The organism is Bradyrhizobium sp. 186 (genome assembly GCF_023101685.1).
Lineage (GTDB): Bacteria > Pseudomonadota > Alphaproteobacteria > Rhizobiales > Xanthobacteraceae > Bradyrhizobium.
This window is the reverse complement of record NZ_CP082164.1, coordinates 9,392,883-9,408,337: the sequence shown is the minus strand read 5'-3', so window position 1 is coordinate 9,408,337 and position 15,455 is coordinate 9,392,883. Positions and strand designations below refer to the sequence as shown.

Sequence of the window (15,455 nt, the reverse complement as noted above, 5' to 3'; positions counted from 1 at the left end):
CGTCCTCAAATGGTTCCCGCCGCGTCCCACGCCCACCATCACGACCACTCCCATGACCATGCCCATGGGCATGACCACTCGCACGCCCACGTCCATGACGCAGCAGTGCCGCATCCGGCTCAGGCGGCGCCCTGGTCGATCCTGCGCATGACCGTGATGGCACGCCTCTCGGCCGCACTTGCCGTCTGCGCAGTGCTGTGGGGCACCGTGTGGCTGGCGATGAGGTGACCATGGCGGGGCTGCATTTCCACAATGTCACGCTCGGCTACGACCGGCATCCGGCCGTGCACCACCTTAATGGCGAGGTCGCACCGGGCGCGCTGGTTGCCGTGATCGGACCGAACGGCGCCGGCAAGTCGACGCTGCTGCGCGGCATCGTCGGCATCCTCGGGCCGCTCGACGGCAGCATCCATCTCGGCGGCCTCGACTCCCGCGATATCGCCTATCTGCCGCAGAGCGCGGAGATCGACCGCAGCTTCCCGATCTCCGTGTTCGATTTCGTCGCCACCGGACTGTGGCGCGCGACCGGCCTGTTCGGCGGCATCGGCAAGGCCGCGCGCGAAAAGATCCTGCATGCAATTGCGGCCGTTGGCCTCAACGGTTTTGAGAACCGCCCGATCGGCACGCTCTCCGGCGGGCAGATGCAGCGGGTATTGTTCGCGCGCGTGTTGCTCCAGGACGCGAGCCTGATCGTGCTCGACGAACCCTTCAACGCCATCGACAGCAAGACCACGGCTGACCTGCTTGCGCTGGTAAGACACTGGCACGGCGAGGGCCGCACCGTGCTGGCCGCGCTGCACGACCTGGAGATGGTGCGAACGCACTTCAGCGAGACGCTGGTGCTGGCGCGCGGGCCCGTGGCGTGGGGGCCGACGGCGGAGGTGCTGACGCCGGAAAACCTGATGGTTGCGATGCGGATGTGCGAGGCCTTCGACGACAGTGCCGCGGCCTGCGCGGCCGATGATGCCCGCTCGCGGGCGGCGTGATAACTGATGCTCTACGACGCGCTGATCGGCCCGTTCACCGAATTCGAGTTCATGCGGCGTGCGCTCGCGGCCGTCATCGCGCTGTCGCTCGCGGGGGCGCCGATCGGCATGTTCCTGATGCTGCGGCGGATGAGCCTCGTCGGTGACGCCATGGCGCACGCGATCCTGCCGGGCGCGGCCGTCGGTTTCCTGCTCTCCGGCCTCAATCTGTTCGCGATGACGGCCGGCGGCCTGATCGCGGGCTTTGCCGTGGCGATCCTCGCAGGCCTCGTCTCGCGCTCGACCGGGCTGAAGGAGGACGCCTCGCTGGCGACCTTCTACCTGGCCTCACTGGCGCTGGGCGTCACCATCGTTTCGATCAAGGGCACCAATATCGACCTGCTGCACGTGCTGTTCGGCAACGTCCTCGCGATGGACGACCAGACGCTGCTGGTGGTCGCGTTTAACGCCACGGTTACGCTGCTCGTGCTGGCCGTGATCTATCGCCCGCTGGTGATCGAGAGCGTCGATCCATTATTTCTGCGTACCGTGAGCCGCGCCGGCGGCCCTGCGCACCTCGCCTTCCTTGCGCTGGTCGTCATCAATCTCGTCAACGGCTTTCAGGCGCTCGGCACGCTTCTGGCGGTCGGCCTGATGATCCTGCCCGCCGGCATCGCGCGGTTCTGGTCGCGCGATCTCACAGTGATGATCTGCATCGCCGTGATCGCCGCGGCGGTCTCGGGCTATGCCGGCCTCGTGCTGTCGTTCCAGACCCGCGTGCCGTCGGGACCTGCGATCATTCTCGTGGCGAGCGCGCTCTACATCGTCTCGGTCCTGTTTGGCCGCGTCGGCGGTGTCGTCAGGCAGATATTTCCCGGCCGGCATCTGGAAGCGTGACGACCGATGCGGCGTATCCTTCTTTGTGTGCTCTTGCTGATCGCCTCGCCGCTGCATGCCGCCGAGCGGCTCAACGTCGTCGCGAGCTTCTCGATCCTCGCCGATTTCGTCCGCAATGTCGGCGGTGACCGCGTCAGCCTGACGACGCTGGTCGGGGCCGACAGCGACGTCCATGTTTATACGCCAGCGCCCGGTGATGCGAAGCGGGTCGCGGACGCGAAGCTCGTCATCGTCAACGGGCTCGGCCTCGAAGGCTGGCTGCCGCGGCTGGTGCAGTCCTCGGGCAGCAAGGCGACGGTCGTGACCGCAAGCGCCGGCATCACGCCCCTGAAGCTCGGCGCGGCCGCCGATCCGCATGCCTGGCAATCCGTCCCCAACGCCAAGATCTACGTGACCGACATCGCCAATGCGCTGGCCGCCGCTGACCCGGATGGCGCGGACTTCTTCCGCGCCCAGGCCAAAGCCTATCTGGAAAAGCTCGAAACGCTCGACCGCGAGGTGCGTGAGGCCGTCGCCAAAATCCCCCCGGACCGGCGCAAGGTGATCTCGACCCATGACGCCTTCGGCTATTTCGCCGCCGAATATGGCGTCCAGTTCATCGCGCCCTTGGGGGTCTCCACCGAAACCGAGCCCAGCGCGCGGGACATTGCCGGCATCATCGGCCAGGTCAAGGCCCAAAAAATCCCGGCCGTGTTCCTAGAGAATATCAGCGATGACCGGCTGATCCGGCGGATCGCGGCCGAGACCGGCTCGAAAGTCGGCGGGATCCTGATTTCGGACGGTTTGACCGGCGAAAAGGGACCTGCCCCCACTTACATTGACATGGTCAGGCACAATATAAAGGCGCTGACCAGCGCGCTTGACCATTAGGGCAGGGGCCACCCCGCCTCGCGTCGCGCGAAAAAGCCCGATGTCCGGAGTTGTTATGTCTGAAGCGACCTCCCCAAAAATTCCCGTGACCGTTCTGACCGGCTATCTCGGCGCCGGCAAGACCACGCTGTTGAACCGCATCCTGTCGGAAAACCACGGCAAGAAGTACGCCGTCATCGTCAACGAATTCGGCGAGATCGGCATCGACAACGACCTCATCATCGGCGCCGATGAGGAAGTGTTCGAGATGAACAATGGTTGCATCTGCTGCACCGTGCGCGGCGATCTCGTGCGCATCTTGGACGGGTTGATGAAGCGCAAGGGCAAGTTCGACGCCATCATCGTCGAGACCACCGGGCTCGCCGATCCGGCGCCAGTGGCCCAGACCTTCTTCGTCGACGAGGACGTGCAGAAGAACGCCCGGCTCGATGCGGTCGTCACGGTTGCTGACGCGAAATGGTTGTCCGAGCGCCTGAAGGACGCGCCAGAGGCCAAGAACCAGATCGCGTTCGCCGACGTAATCGTGCTGAACAAGACCGATCTCGTCACCAAGGCCGAGCTTGCCGAGGTCGAAGCCCGCATCCGCGGCATCAACCCCTACGCCAAGCTTCATCGCACCGAGCGATGCCAGGTGGCGCTGACCGACGTGCTCGATCGCGGCGCCTTCGACCTCGACCGCATCCTCGACATCGAGCCGAACTTCCTGGAAGCCGATGACCACGACCATGATCATCACCATCATGGCCACGACCATCATCATGATCACGGCCACGGCCTGAAGCACTATCACGACGAGGACATGCAGTCGCTGTCGCTCAAGACCGACAAGCCGCTTGATCCGAACGTATTCATGCCCTGGCTCCAGAACCTGGTACAGGTCGAAGGCCAAAAGATTTTGCGCTCGAAGGGTATCCTCGCCTTCCACGACGATGACGACCGCTACGTCTTCCAGGGCGTCCACATGATGCTGGAGGGCAACCACCAGCGCAAATGGAATGACGGCGAGCCGCGCGAGAGCCGCCTCGTCTTCATCGGTCGCGAATTGCCCGAAGAGCTTATTCGCACGGGCTTCGAGAGCTGCATCGTCTCGTGATGAAAGAGTTTACGCCGGCTCCCGATTCAGCCTCGATCGTCTCCGTCACCGACCGCGTCAAGCCGCTCGCGCTCGGGATGGGCGTGACCTCGGTCCATTTCCTCGGCGACCGCGCCGCCTTTGTCGGCGGCGAGGAGAACGTTGCGCTGGTAGATAGCCAGGGCGAGATCAGCAAGGTCGCCGTGCACAGCGGCGGCATTCTCTCAACGGCGTCCGATGGCAAGCGCATCGTCATGGGCGGCGACGACGGCAAGGTCATAGCCCTCGATGCCAAGGGCGAGGTGACGCTGCTCGCGACCGACCCGAAGCGGCGCTGGATCGATGCGGTGGCGCTGCACTCGGACGGCGCCTTCGCCTGGTCGGCCGGGAAGTTCGCCTTCGTCAAGAGCGGCAAGCTAGAGGAAAAATCGATCGAGGTGCCCTCGACCGTCGGCGGGCTTGCCTTTGCGCCGAAGGGCCTGCGGCTCGCGATCGCGCACTACAACGGCGCGACGCTGTGGTTCCCCAACATGGCGGCGGGTGCGGAATTCCTGCCCTGGGCCGGTTCGCATCTCGGCGTCACCTTCAGCCCGGACAACAAATTCCTGGTCACCACCATGCACGAGGCGGCGCTGCACGGCTGGCGGCTTGCCGACAACCGCCACATGCGTATGACCGGCTATCCCGGCCGCGTCCGCTCGATGTCCTGGAGCGCGGGCGGCAAGTCGCTAGCGACATCAGGCGCCGACAGCGTCATCCTGTGGCCGTTCGCCAGCAAGGACGGCCCGATGGGCAAGGAGCCCGCGATGCTCGCGCCGCTCCAGGCGCGCGTGTCGGGGGTTGCCTGCCACCCGAAGAACGACATCTTTGCCGCGGGCTACAGCGACGGCACCGTGCTGATGGTACGGCTGGAGGATGGCGCCGAAATCCTGGTCCGCCGCAACGGCACCCCGCCCGTGGCCGCGCTCGCCTGGAACGCGAAGGGCACGCTGCTCGCGTTCGCGGATGAAAACGGGGACGGCGGACTTCTGGAGCTTTGATCTGTCATCGTTCTGACCGTATAGGGGGCCATGCGGTTTCTGACGACTTTCCAGATTGCTGATTTCCTCGACACGCTGGTCAGCCTGTTCACGGCCTTCGTGCTGGGCACGCTGATCGGTGCCGAGCGGCAATACCGGCAGCGCACCGCGGGACTGCGCACCAACGTGCTGGTTGCGGTCGGGGCTGCCGCCTTCGTCGATCTCGCCATGCATCTGACGGGCGCCGACGGTGCGGTCCGCGTGATTTCCTATGTCGTCTCCGGCATCGGCTTCCTCGGCGCCGGCGTCATCATGAAGCAGGGCATGGACGTGCGCGGGCTCAATACCGCGGCGACACTGCGGGCGTCCGCCGCGGTCGGCTCCTGCGCCGGCGCCGACATGGTCGCCCAAGCCGCGGCGCTGACCGTGTTCGTCATCGCCGGCAACACCATGCTGCGCCCGCTGGTCAACGCCATCAATCGCATTCCGCTGAACGAGAAGGCCTCCGAGGCGACCTACTACTTCAAGCTCGCGGTCGCGCCGGACGCCCTGCCCGACATGCGCGACCGGCTCGTCGAGAAGCTCGAGGGTGCAAAGTATCCGGTGGCCGATATCGATGTGGTCGAGACCGGCGACGATCTGATCGAGATCGTCGCAAAGCTGGTCGCGACCGCAGTCGACCCGAACGAGCTGAACGCCGTGGCGACCGACCTGCAGCACCTGCCCGGCGTGCGTCACGCCACCTGGGAAGTCAGCACCACGGAGTGAACGCGGCGTTTTGGCGCGCGAACGGACGGTTCCCGCCTTGCCCGGCACGGAACTGCAGTCGGACAACTTCGTTGATCCCGCGGACAAATGCGGTGATCGATATGCACGGCAATAATGACAAACGCAGACTGAAGCTCGACCTGATGATCGCCTGCTCGCTGTTCGCAGCAGGCATCGTGGTGTCCGGCCTGTCGCTGGCGCAAATCCGCGCCGAAAACCGGATGGAGATGGCGCAGGCGACGGGGCCGCTCCAGGGCACGCCGTCGGACGATCAGAACAAGACGCCCGCGGAATCCAAGCCTGGCGGCGACCGGCCGACCACGCCGGCGCCGGAACCCGCGCGCCCCGATCCGCAGACCCAAGGCGCAGCCACCAAGCCGGCGCTGCCGCAGGCGCCCGCGGAGAAGATCGCTCCGCCGATCAAGGAGAAGTAGCTATCTCCGTCATTCCGGGGCGCGACGTAGTCGCGAACCCGGAATCCATTTATCTGCAAACTCTGACGCCCGATAGATTCCGGGCTCGGCGCCAATGCGTTGCCCCGGAATGACGGGCGGAGTGAGTCCGCCTCAGCGCACCAAAATATTCCGGAACTGCCAGGGATCGCTCGTATCGATATCTTCTGGAAACAGTCCCGGACGATCCGTCAGCGGCGTCCAGTCGGTGTAGAAACCCTTCACCGGGCCGAGATACGGGATCTGGATTTCCAGCAGACGATCGAAATCCATCTCGTCGGCTTCGACGATGCCTTCGTTCGGGTTTTCCAGCGCCCACACCATGCCGCCGAGCACGGCGGAGGTCACTTGCAGGCCGGTGGCGTTCTGATAGGGCGCGAGTTTGCGGGTCTCTTCGATGGAGAGCTGCGAGCCGTACCAGTAGGCATTGTTGTCATGGCCGAACAGCAGCACGCCGAGTTCGTCGATGCCATCGACGATTTCGTTCTCATCGAGGATGTGGTGCTTTTCCTGCATCTTCGCTGCGCGGCCGAACATTTCATGCAGCGACAGCACGGCATCGTCAGCCGGATGATAGGCATAGTGGCAGGTCGGCCGATAGATCACCGTGCCCGATGCGTCGCGCACTGTGAAATAGTCGGCGATCGAGATCGATTCGTTGTGGGTGACGAGGAAGCCATACTGCGCGCCGCGGGTCGGGCACCAGGTGCGCACGCGCGTGTTGGCGCCAGGCTGCATCAGATAGATGGCGGCGCCGCAGCCAGCTTCGTGGCTACGCGCATTCTCGGGCATCCATTTTTCATGAGTGCCCCAACCGAGTTCGGACGGCTGCACGCCTTCCGACAGGAAGCCTTCCACCGACCAGGTGTTGACGAAGACGTCCGGCTCTTTCGGTGACTTGGAGCGCTGGGTGTCGCGTTCGGCGATGTGGATGCCCTTGACACCAGCCTGCCGCATCAAGTCCGCCCATTCGGCTTTGGTTTTCGGCTTGGGGGCATTGAGCTTCAGATCGGCGGCGACATTGAGTAGCGCCTGCTTGACGAAAAAGGAGACCATGCCGGGATTGGCGCCACAGCAGGAGACGGCCGTCGTCGAGCCCGCGGGGCGCGCCTTCTTGGCGGCCAGCGTCGCTTCGCGAAGGGCGTAGTTGGAGCGCGCTTCCGGGCCCTTCGAAGAATCGAAATAGAAGCCGAGCCAGGGCTCGTTGACGGTGTCGATATAAAGAGCGCCAAGTTCGTTGCAGAGCTCCATGATGTCGGTAGAGCCGGTATCGACCGAGAGATTGACGCAAAAACCCTGGCCGCCGCCTTCAGTGAGCAGCGGGGTCAGCAAGTCGCGATAATTGTCCTTGGTCACGCCCTGCTGGATGAATCTTACATTGTGCTTCTCGCAATGTGCCTTGCGACCCTCGTCCTTGGGATCGATCACGGTGATGCGCGACTTGTCGTAATCGAGATGCCGCTCGATCATCGGCAACGTGCCTTTGCCGATGGAGCCGAAGCCGACCATGACGATGGGGCCGGTAATCTTCGCGTAGATCTGCGAGGCGGGGCTCATGGGATGGCTTCTCCGGGAAGTGCTGGCGGACAAATGGTGAGGGGTGAATCAGGCGCTGCGGCGCTTCGCGGTCACTTCGATCTCGACCTTCATCTCGGGCTTGTAGAGCGCCGAGACGACGAGAAGCGTTGCCGCCGGGCGGATGTCGCCAAGGACTTCGCCGCAGACCGCGAAATAGGCGTCGGCATCCTTGGCATCGGTGAGGTAGTAGGTCACGCGGACGATATCGGCCATCTCGAAACCGCCCTCCTTCAGGGCGGCCGCGATGGTCTTGAAGCAGTTGCGTGACTGGCTGGTGACATCCGCCGGCATTGTCATCGTGGTGTAGTCATAGCCGGTGGTTCCCGCGACGAAGGCGAACTCGCCATCAATCACGGCGCGGCTGTAGCCGGCGGTCTTCTCGAAGGGAGAGCCGGTGGAGATCAGGCGACGGGACATGGTTTCGGCCTCGACTGAGGGGGTGTTTCGCGGGTTAAAGGGCGTTTCGCTGGCTTGCGCAACCCCAAAGGAACAGGCGTCAACGCAGGCACGGCCGAGCCGCCGCCGGATACGGCGTCGGTCTTCGCCATGATGGCAATCCCTTAAGCCGCGTGCGCTTGCAGGGCGCGAGCCGCCCGCCGTTTGGGCAAGACCGCGCCGGTCGGGACGATCATTCCGGACGCGCCGTCGAGCGCGCCTTCAGTGAATTCCAGCGCGAGCAGGCGGCCGCGCTCGAACGGGCCGGGCAGCGAGAGCTCAGCGGTCTTCTCAGCCGAGAAGCCGAAGCGGGCGTAGTAGGGGGCATCGCCGAGCAGGATCACGGCGGCGTGCCCGCGCGCCCGGGCGGCGGCCAGCGCTTGATGCATCAGCGCGGCGCCGATCCCGAGCTCGCGGCAGGCAGGATCGACCGCGAGCGGTCCGAGGACCAAAGCGGGCCTGCCTCCGGCGCTGACGTGCCACAGACGCACGGTTCCCACGAGCTTCCCCTCGTGCACCGCAGCCAGCGCGAGGCCGGTGGCGGGTGCACGTCCGTCGCGCAGGCGCTGGCAGGTGCGGCCATGGCGGTTCTCGCCAAAGGACGCATCGAGCAGCGCTTCACGCATCGCAACGTCGGCAGCACGTTCCGCACGGATCGCGAACGGAGCGGCTTTCGAAGTGAGGGCAATTTGTGTCTTCCGAAGAGCAGTCATGGCGCATCAGTCCCCGCTTGAACCTGCGTGCGAGAGCACGCCGGTCCAAGGCGTCGTCAGAAATCGAAAATGTCAGGGAGGAGCCGGCACGCCGGCTCCCGGGTTCGTCAGGCCTCGAAAGAGAGGCGGATCAGATGTGGCAAATCAGATGTGATACGTCTTCAGCGGCGGGATGCCGTTGAACGCCACCGACGAGTAGGTCGACGTATAGGCCCCGGTGCCTTCGATCAGCAGCTTGTCGCCGATCTCGAGCGTCACGGGAAGCGGATACGGGTTCTTCTCGTACAGCACGTCGGCGCTATCGCAGGTGGGACCTGCGAGCACGCACGGCGTCATGTCCGCCCCGTCATGCGGGGTGCGGATGGCGTAACGGATCGACTCGTCCATGGTCTCGGCGAGACCGCCGAACTTGCCGATGTCCAGATAGACCCAGCGCACCTCGTCCTCGTCGCTCTTCTTCGAGATGAGCACGACCTCGGATTCGATGATGCCAGCGTTGCCCACCATGCCGCGGCCCGGCTCGATGATGGTCTCCGGAATCTGGTTGCCGAAGTGCTTGCGCAGCGCGCGGAAGATCGAGCGGCCGTAGGTGACGACCGGCGGCACGTCCTTCAGGTATTTGGTCGGGAAGCCGCCGCCCATGTTGACCATGGTCAGGTTGATGCCGCGCTCGGCGCAGTCGCGGAACACCTGCGAGGCCATCGCCAGCGCACGGTCCCACGCCTTCACCTTGCGCTGCTGCGAGCCGACATGGAACGAGATGCCGCACGGCTCCAGGCCCAGACGCTTGGCGACGTCGAGCACCTCGACGGCCATTTCCGGGTCGCAGCCGAACTTGCGCGACAGCGGCCACTCGGCGCCGGCGCAGTCATAGAGGATGCGGCAGAACACCTTCGCAGCCGGGGCGGCACGGGCGACCTTCTCGACCTCGGCGGCGCAGTCGACTGCGAACAGCCGAATGCCGAGCGCGAAGGCGCGCGCGATGTCGCGCTCCTTCTTGATCGTGTTGCCGAAGGAGATGCGGTCGGGCGTCGCACCCGCGGCCAGCGCCATCTCGATCTCGGCGACCGTCGCGGTGTCGAAGCAGGAGCCCATGGAGGCGAGCAGAGCCAGCACTTCCGGCGCCGGGTTCGCCTTGACGGCATAGAACACACGGCTGTCGGGCAGCGCCCTGGCAAAGGTCTGGTAATTGTCGCGCACGACCTCGAGGTCGACGACGAGGCACGGCTCGGTGTCGAGGCCCTCGCTGCGGCGGTTGCGCAGGAATTCCTGGATACGTTCGGTCATAGCACTCTCCCAAACGGCCCAGCGACGGGGATCCGTTCAAAAAATGACGTCGGATAAGAGCGCTCCGGCCAGATCGCGCGATGGAGGCGCGACGAAGCCAAAGACTCAAACCAGACTGTGCTGCCGTGGATTGGTTGGGAATTTCCCGCCCGCACACCTGGCAATGAAGGACAAGCCTTTTCAGTAGCCCGCGCCGGCGTTGGAATGCCGGTAGAGACCAAAAAAGCCCGATCCGTCGTTGCTTTAAGTCGCGTCCCCCGTTGAGAGCGGGGTGCGCCGGTTCGCCTCCGGCTGCCAGTCACGGTTGCAAAGAGCGAAGTCACCTTCGAGAAGGCATCTCTTGAGAGAGATGCTGGACGCTTCGGTCTGGCTTCCGTCGTCTAGCGACTTCTGCATCTCCGAAGAGCCCCTCGGCTTCTTCGCCCCTTGGCGGCTGTCCGGCCTCTTGTCCGGATACCTACCGACTGACACACGACCACAGGCACGTGCGAAATTGGGCAAGTCCGCAAATAAGCGTTTTGACTCTGCTTCGCAAGAATTTTTTTAGGTTGAGAACAGAATTGCCTAACATCTGCTTGCGCCGTGATGCGCGAGCGCCACTGAAGATGAACAGGCGTTAAGTTTTTCTGTGCAGCGCGCGTGTCGCGCGCTTCAGCCGCGCTTCGTGAACGGCTCGACGCGCTGAGCTGTGCGGATGAAGGCGGTCATGACGAGCACGCCGAGCGCGAACAGCACGGCCTGGAGGATATGGGCGCCCTGATCGCCGAGCCCGAACAGGATCGCGAGCGCCCAGCCGCCGGCAAACGCGGCGCCGAACACTTCGGCACCGATCAGGATGGCGGCGCTGATGACGGTGATGACACTCCACCAGACGATCTGACGGGAGGACGAGGAAGGCGCGTTCATGGGCTCAGGATCCGTGGTCTCTAGGGGCCGCAATCTCTCTGAAAAGGCAGCCGGGAGCAAGGCCAAATGGCCCAAAAAAGCCCCATCGCGTGCTATAGCTGGCTCCAACAAATCAGCTCAAAAAACCGGACTTGCGATGTCAGAACCCCGCCAAACTACGGACTCCGAGACCAATCCGCTGCTGAAGGCCTGGGTCACGCCGTTTGCGACCCCGCCCTTCGACGAGATCAAGCCGGAGCACTTCCTCCCGGCCTTCGAGCAGGCCTTTGCCGACCATTCCGGCGAGATCGCGGCGATCACCAATGATCCGGCCGTGCCCGACTTCGCCAACACCATCACGGCGCTGGAGCGCTCGGGCAAGCTGTTGAACAAGGTCGTGGCCGTCTTCTACGACCTCGTCTCGGCGCATTCCAATCCGGCCATCCTGGAGATCGACAAGGAGGTTTCCTTGCGGATGGCGCGGCACTGGAATCCGATCACGATGAACGCCGTGCTGTTTGGCCGCATCGCCCAGCTGCACGAGAACCGCGCCAATCTCGGTCTGACGCCGGAGCAGCTTCGTCTGCTGGAGCGCACCTACACCCGCTTCCACCGCTCCGGCGCCGGCCTCTCCGACCAGGCCAAGACGCGGATGGCGGAGATCAACGAGAAGCTCGCCCAGCTCGGCACCGGCTTCAGCCATCACCTGCTCGGCGACGAGCAGGAATGGTTCATGGAGCTCGGCGAGGCCGACCGCCAGGGCCTGTCCGAGAGCTTCGTCGCTGTCGCCAAGGCCGCGGCGGAAGAACGCGGGATGGCCGGCAAGGCCATCGTCACGCTGTCGCGCTCCTCGGTCGAGCCGTTCCTGAAGAGCTCGGCGAGGCGTGACCTGCGCGAGAAGGTCTACAAGGCTTTCACCGCGCGCGGCGATAACGGCAATTCGAACGACAACAACACGACCATCGTCGAGATCCTGAAGCTGCGCGAGGAGAGCGCCCAGCTGTTGGGCTACCCGACCTTCGCCGCCTACCGGCTCGAGGATTCCATGGCCAAGACGCCGGACGCGGTGCGGGGCCTGCTGGAGCGGGTCTGGAAGCCGGCTCGGGCGCGAGCGCTAGCCGACCGCGACGAGATGCAGACGCTGATCACGGCCGAGGGCGGCAACTTCAAGCTCGCGCCCTGGGACTGGCGCTTCTACGCCGAGAAGCTGCGCCTTCAGCGCGCCAATTTCGACGACGCAGCGATCAAGCCGTATCTCACGCTCGACCACATGATCGCCGCCGCCTTCGACTGCGCCACGCGGCTGTTCGGCATCACCTTCGCCGAGCGCAAGGATGTCCCGGCCTGGCATCCGGACGTCCGTGTCTGGGAGGTCAAGGGGCCGGACGGCAAGCACAAGGCGCTGTTCTACGGCGACTACTATGCCCGCCCGTCAAAGCGCTCCGGCGCCTGGATGACCTCGCTGCGCGACCAGCAGAGGCTCGACGGCGAGATCGCGCCCTTGATCATCAATGTCTGCAACTTCGCCAAGGGCGCGGGCGGCGAGCCGTCGCTGCTGTCACCCGACGACGCCCGCACCCTGTTCCACGAGTTCGGCCACGGCCTGCACGGCATGCTCTCCAACGTGACCTACCCGTCGCTGTCGGGCACCTCCGTGTTCACCGACTTCGTCGAGCTGCCGTCGCAGCTCTACGAGCACTGGCAGGAGCGGCCCGAAGTGCTCCAGCAGTTCGCCCGTCACTATCAGACCGGTGAGCCGCTGCCTGACGACCTGCTGCAACGGTTTCTTGCCGCGCGCAAATTCAACCAGGGCTTTGCCACCGTCGAGTTCGTCTCCTCGGCGCTGGTCGATCTCGAATTCCACACCCAGCCGGCCGCGGCCGCGCAGGACGTGAGGGCGTTCGAGAAGAAGGAGCTGGAGAAGATCGGCATGCCCGAGGAGATCTCGCTGCGTCACCGGCCCACGCAATTCGGCCACATCTTCTCCGGCGACCACTATGCCGCGGGCTATTACAGCTACATGTGGTCGGAGGTGATGGACGCCGACGCCTTCGGTGCGTTCGAGGAGGCCGGCAACATCTTCGATCCGGCGGTTGCCAAGCGTCTGCACGACGACATCTATTCCTCGGGCGGATCGGTCGACCCGGAAGCCGCTTACGAAGCCTTCCGCGGCCGCCCGCCGGAGCCCGACGCGCTGCTGCGCCGGCGTGGTCTGCTCGACGGCGCGAAGGCGGCCTGATGGGTATGCGTGCCCTGTTCGGATTGCTGCTCGCCGTTGGCCTGTCGCTCGCGGCGGGTGCGGCGAGCGCGCATCCGCATGTCTGGATTACCGCAACCAGCGAATTGCTGTACGCGGAGGACGGCACGATCACCGGCGTCCGCCACGCCTGGACCTTTGACGACATGTTCTCGGCCTATGCGGTGCAGGGGCTCGAGGGCAAGACCAAGGGCGCCTATTCGCGCGAGGAACTGGCGCCGCTGGCGCAGACCAATGTCGAGTCGCTGAAGGAATATGCCTACTTCACCTTCGCGCGAGCCGACGGCAAGAAGGAGCGATTCCAGGAGCCGGTCGATTACTTCCTCGACTACAAGGATACGGTGCTGACCCTGCACTTCACGCTGCCGCTGAAGAATCCGGTCAAGCCCAGGCAACTGATGTTCGAAGTGTTCGACCGCTCCTTCTTCATCGACTTCCAGATGGCCAAGGACAATCCGGTCAAGCTGGTCGGCGCGCCCGCCGGCTGCCAGATGAAGCTGGAGCGCCCGAGCGACGGCACCGCCAGCGCCCAGAAGCTCAACGAGCAGACCTTCATGAGCGGCGAGAACGCCAATTTCGGCATGATGTTCGCCAACAAGATCACGGTGGATTGCCCTTGACCCCGCGCCTCCAGTCCCCACTTGCGCGCGGGCTCATCGCCTGCGCTGCGGTTCTCCTCGTCGCCGGCGTGGCCGATGCGGCGCTCCACGATCTTTTGGCGCAAAATCCGTTTGGCGCGCCACGACCGGCGGCCGAGCCCGAGGCCGGCGGCCTCATCGGCTGGCTGCTCGCCAAGCAGTCGGAATTCTATCGGCAGATGTCCGCGACCATCCGCGCTGCCAAGACCGACGGCTCGGCGGTGTGGACGCTGCTCTTCATCTCCTTTGCGTACGGGATCTTCCATGCCGCCGGTCCCGGCCACGGCAAGGCGGTGATCGCCTCCTATCTCGTCGCCAACCGCGAGACCGCGCGGCGCGGCATCGTGCTGTCGTTCGCGTCCGCCTTGATGCAGTCGCTGGTGGCGATCCTCATCGTCGGTATCTCGGCCTGGGTGCTGAACGCGACCGCAAAGACCATGTGCAAGGCGGAAGGCGCGATCGAGATCGCAAGCTACGCGCTGATCGCGGCGTTCGGCCTGCGCCTGGTCTGGGTCAAGGGCGGCACCTTCATCCGCGCGCTCCAGGCGGCGCAGCCGGTGCCGGCGATCGCCGGCGTGCCGCATCACCATGATCACGATCATCACCATCATCATGATGCGCATGATCATGGTGACCACGATCATCATGACCACGATCACGCCCATACCCACCACGGGCCTGACCACGTCCATGACGAGCATTGCGGCCATTCCCACGGCCCCGCGCCGAGCGAGCTTGCCGGGCCCGGCGGCTGGCGTCGCGGGTTTGGCGCGATCCTCACCGTCGGCATCCGCCCCTGTTCGGGCGCGATCCTGGTGCTGGTGTTCGCGTTGGCCCAGGGCCTGTTCTGGGCCGGCATCGCCGCAACCTTGTTGATGGGGCTCGGCACCGCGATCACGGTTGCGGCCATCGCGCTCGTCGCCGTTTCCGCCAAGGACATCGCCGGCCGCCTGAGCGGAGCCCGCGACGGCGGCGGCGCGCTGTTCATGCGCGGCATCGAATTCGGCGCCGCCGGCCTCGTGCTGCTGTTCGGCGCGGGCCTGCTGTTCGGCTACATCGCGGCTGAACGGACGACGTGTTTTTGAGTGCAGGCCTTGTAGCCCGGATGGAGCGAAGCGCAATCCGGGACAGTGCCATCGCGGAAGGACCCCGGATTACGCTTCGCTCCATCCGGGCTACGGCAAAAACCGCTTCAACATCGGCATCAAGAAGATCCCGAGATTGATCGCAAAGCCGATGCTCCAGAGGATGGAGCGCAGCGTCGGGCGGTTGCCGAGATAGGTCAGAACGTAGGCGACCCGCACGATCAGGAACAGCACGGCGAGCTCGTCGATCAGGCGCTGCGGCGAATCCCGGAATTCGGCGAGCAGTACGGCGAAGGCGAAGAACGGGAAGGTCTCGATGCCGTTCTGGTGCGCGCCGAGCGCGCGCTGCGCGATGGCGTCTTCATAGAAGGCGGGATCGCGCGGCCGGGAATTGTCGAATCCGCGAAACCGGATCCATTTGATCGAGGCGATCGTCGTGAGATAGAGCAGCAGCGCCCCGAATACGCACCATTCCGCCAGCGTCATGGTTCCTCCCCCTCCACGCCGACCCTAGCCAAATCGGCCCAATCTTGA

General features: G+C 64.8%; 17 protein-coding genes. 11 read left to right on the top strand and 6 right to left on the bottom strand.

Annotated elements, in window-relative coordinates:
• Positions 1–9: 9 nt before the first annotated feature.
• From IVB18_RS44825 to IVB18_RS44790, 8 genes are all read left to right on the top strand, one after another.
• Positions 10–228 (top strand): hypothetical protein, encoded by a 219-nt coding sequence (locus IVB18_RS44825; RefSeq protein WP_247986461.1) that lies wholly within the window; start codon positions 10–12, stop codon positions 226–228.
• A gap of 2 nt (positions 229–230) precedes the next feature.
• Positions 231–986 (top strand): ABC transporter ATP-binding protein, encoded by a 756-nt coding sequence (locus tag IVB18_RS44820; protein ID WP_247986460.1) that lies wholly within the window; start codon positions 231–233, stop codon positions 984–986.
• Between the two features lie 6 nt (positions 987–992).
• Entirely contained in the window at positions 993–1,862 is an 870-nt protein-coding gene (locus IVB18_RS44815; RefSeq protein ID WP_247986459.1) for a metal ABC transporter permease, read from the top strand.
• Between the two features lie 6 nt (positions 1,863–1,868).
• Positions 1,869–2,732, top strand: a complete 864-nt coding sequence (locus IVB18_RS44810) for a metal ABC transporter substrate-binding protein (RefSeq protein ID WP_247986458.1) — start codon at positions 1,869–1,871, stop codon at positions 2,730–2,732.
• A 55-nt stretch (positions 2,733–2,787) separates the two neighbouring features.
• Positions 2,788–3,825 (top strand): GTP-binding protein, encoded by a 1,038-nt coding sequence (locus IVB18_RS44805; protein ID WP_247986457.1) that lies wholly within the window; start codon positions 2,788–2,790, stop codon positions 3,823–3,825.
• Positions 3,825–4,844, top strand: a complete 1,020-nt coding sequence (locus IVB18_RS44800) for a WD40 repeat domain-containing protein (protein ID WP_247986456.1) — start codon at positions 3,825–3,827, stop codon at positions 4,842–4,844. The genes IVB18_RS44805 and IVB18_RS44800 overlap by 1 nt, the downstream gene beginning before the upstream one ends.
• Positions 4,845–4,874: 30 nt before the next feature.
• The gene (locus tag IVB18_RS44795) at positions 4,875–5,591 is read left to right on the top strand and encodes an MgtC/SapB family protein (protein ID WP_247986455.1); all 717 of its coding nucleotides are present in this window, start codon (positions 4,875–4,877) and stop codon (positions 5,589–5,591) included.
• A gap of 101 nt (positions 5,592–5,692) precedes the next feature.
• A complete protein-coding gene (locus tag IVB18_RS44790; RefSeq protein ID WP_247991881.1) occupies positions 5,693–6,025 on the top strand; it encodes a hypothetical protein in 333 nt (110 codons plus the stop codon).
• A 132-nt stretch (positions 6,026–6,157) separates the two neighbouring features.
• Here IVB18_RS44790 and IVB18_RS44785 read toward each other — a convergent pair whose 3' ends face one another.
• From IVB18_RS44785 to IVB18_RS44765, 5 genes are all read right to left on the bottom strand, one after another.
• The gene (locus IVB18_RS44785; RefSeq protein ID WP_247986454.1) at positions 6,158–7,600 is read right to left on the bottom strand and encodes a homospermidine synthase; all 1,443 of its coding nucleotides are present in this window, start codon (positions 7,598–7,600) and stop codon (positions 6,158–6,160) included.
• Between the two features lie 48 nt (positions 7,601–7,648).
• Entirely contained in the window at positions 7,649–8,038 is a 390-nt protein-coding gene (locus IVB18_RS44780) for a RidA family protein (RefSeq protein ID WP_247986453.1), read from the bottom strand.
• Between the two features lie 143 nt (positions 8,039–8,181).
• A complete protein-coding gene (locus tag IVB18_RS44775; RefSeq protein ID WP_247986452.1) occupies positions 8,182–8,769 on the bottom strand; it encodes an N-acetyltransferase in 588 nt (195 codons plus the stop codon).
• A gap of 144 nt (positions 8,770–8,913) precedes the next feature.
• The gene (locus IVB18_RS44770) at positions 8,914–10,056 is read right to left on the bottom strand and encodes a type III PLP-dependent enzyme (protein WP_247986451.1); all 1,143 of its coding nucleotides are present in this window, start codon (positions 10,054–10,056) and stop codon (positions 8,914–8,916) included.
• Positions 10,057–10,707: 651 nt separating this feature from the next.
• Positions 10,708–10,962, bottom strand: coding sequence for a hypothetical protein (locus IVB18_RS44765; protein WP_247986450.1), 255 nt, complete (start codon positions 10,960–10,962; stop codon positions 10,708–10,710).
• Positions 10,963–11,098: 136 nt separating this feature from the next.
• Between IVB18_RS44765 and IVB18_RS44760 the strand changes: the two genes are divergently transcribed.
• The 3 genes from IVB18_RS44760 to IVB18_RS44750 are packed head-to-tail and all read left to right on the top strand — an operon-like array spanning position 11,099 to position 14,921.
• On the top strand, positions 11,099–13,180 hold the full coding sequence (locus IVB18_RS44760; protein WP_247986449.1) for a M3 family metallopeptidase: 2,082 nt from the start codon (positions 11,099–11,101) through the stop codon (positions 13,178–13,180).
• Positions 13,180–13,818: a DUF1007 family protein gene (locus IVB18_RS44755; RefSeq protein WP_247986448.1), complete on the top strand. Its 639-nt coding sequence runs from the start codon at positions 13,180–13,182 to the stop codon at positions 13,816–13,818. Before IVB18_RS44760 ends, IVB18_RS44755 begins: the two co-directional genes overlap by 1 nt.
• Entirely contained in the window at positions 13,809–14,921 is a 1,113-nt protein-coding gene (locus IVB18_RS44750; RefSeq protein WP_247986447.1) for a nickel/cobalt transporter, read from the top strand. The genes IVB18_RS44755 and IVB18_RS44750 overlap by 10 nt, the downstream gene beginning before the upstream one ends.
• Positions 14,922–15,011: 90 nt before the next feature.
• Here the strand turns inward: IVB18_RS44750 and IVB18_RS44745 are convergent, their stop codons facing one another.
• Entirely contained in the window at positions 15,012–15,407 is a 396-nt protein-coding gene (locus tag IVB18_RS44745; RefSeq protein ID WP_247986446.1) for an MAPEG family protein, read from the bottom strand.
• Positions 15,408–15,455 lie beyond the last annotated feature (48 nt).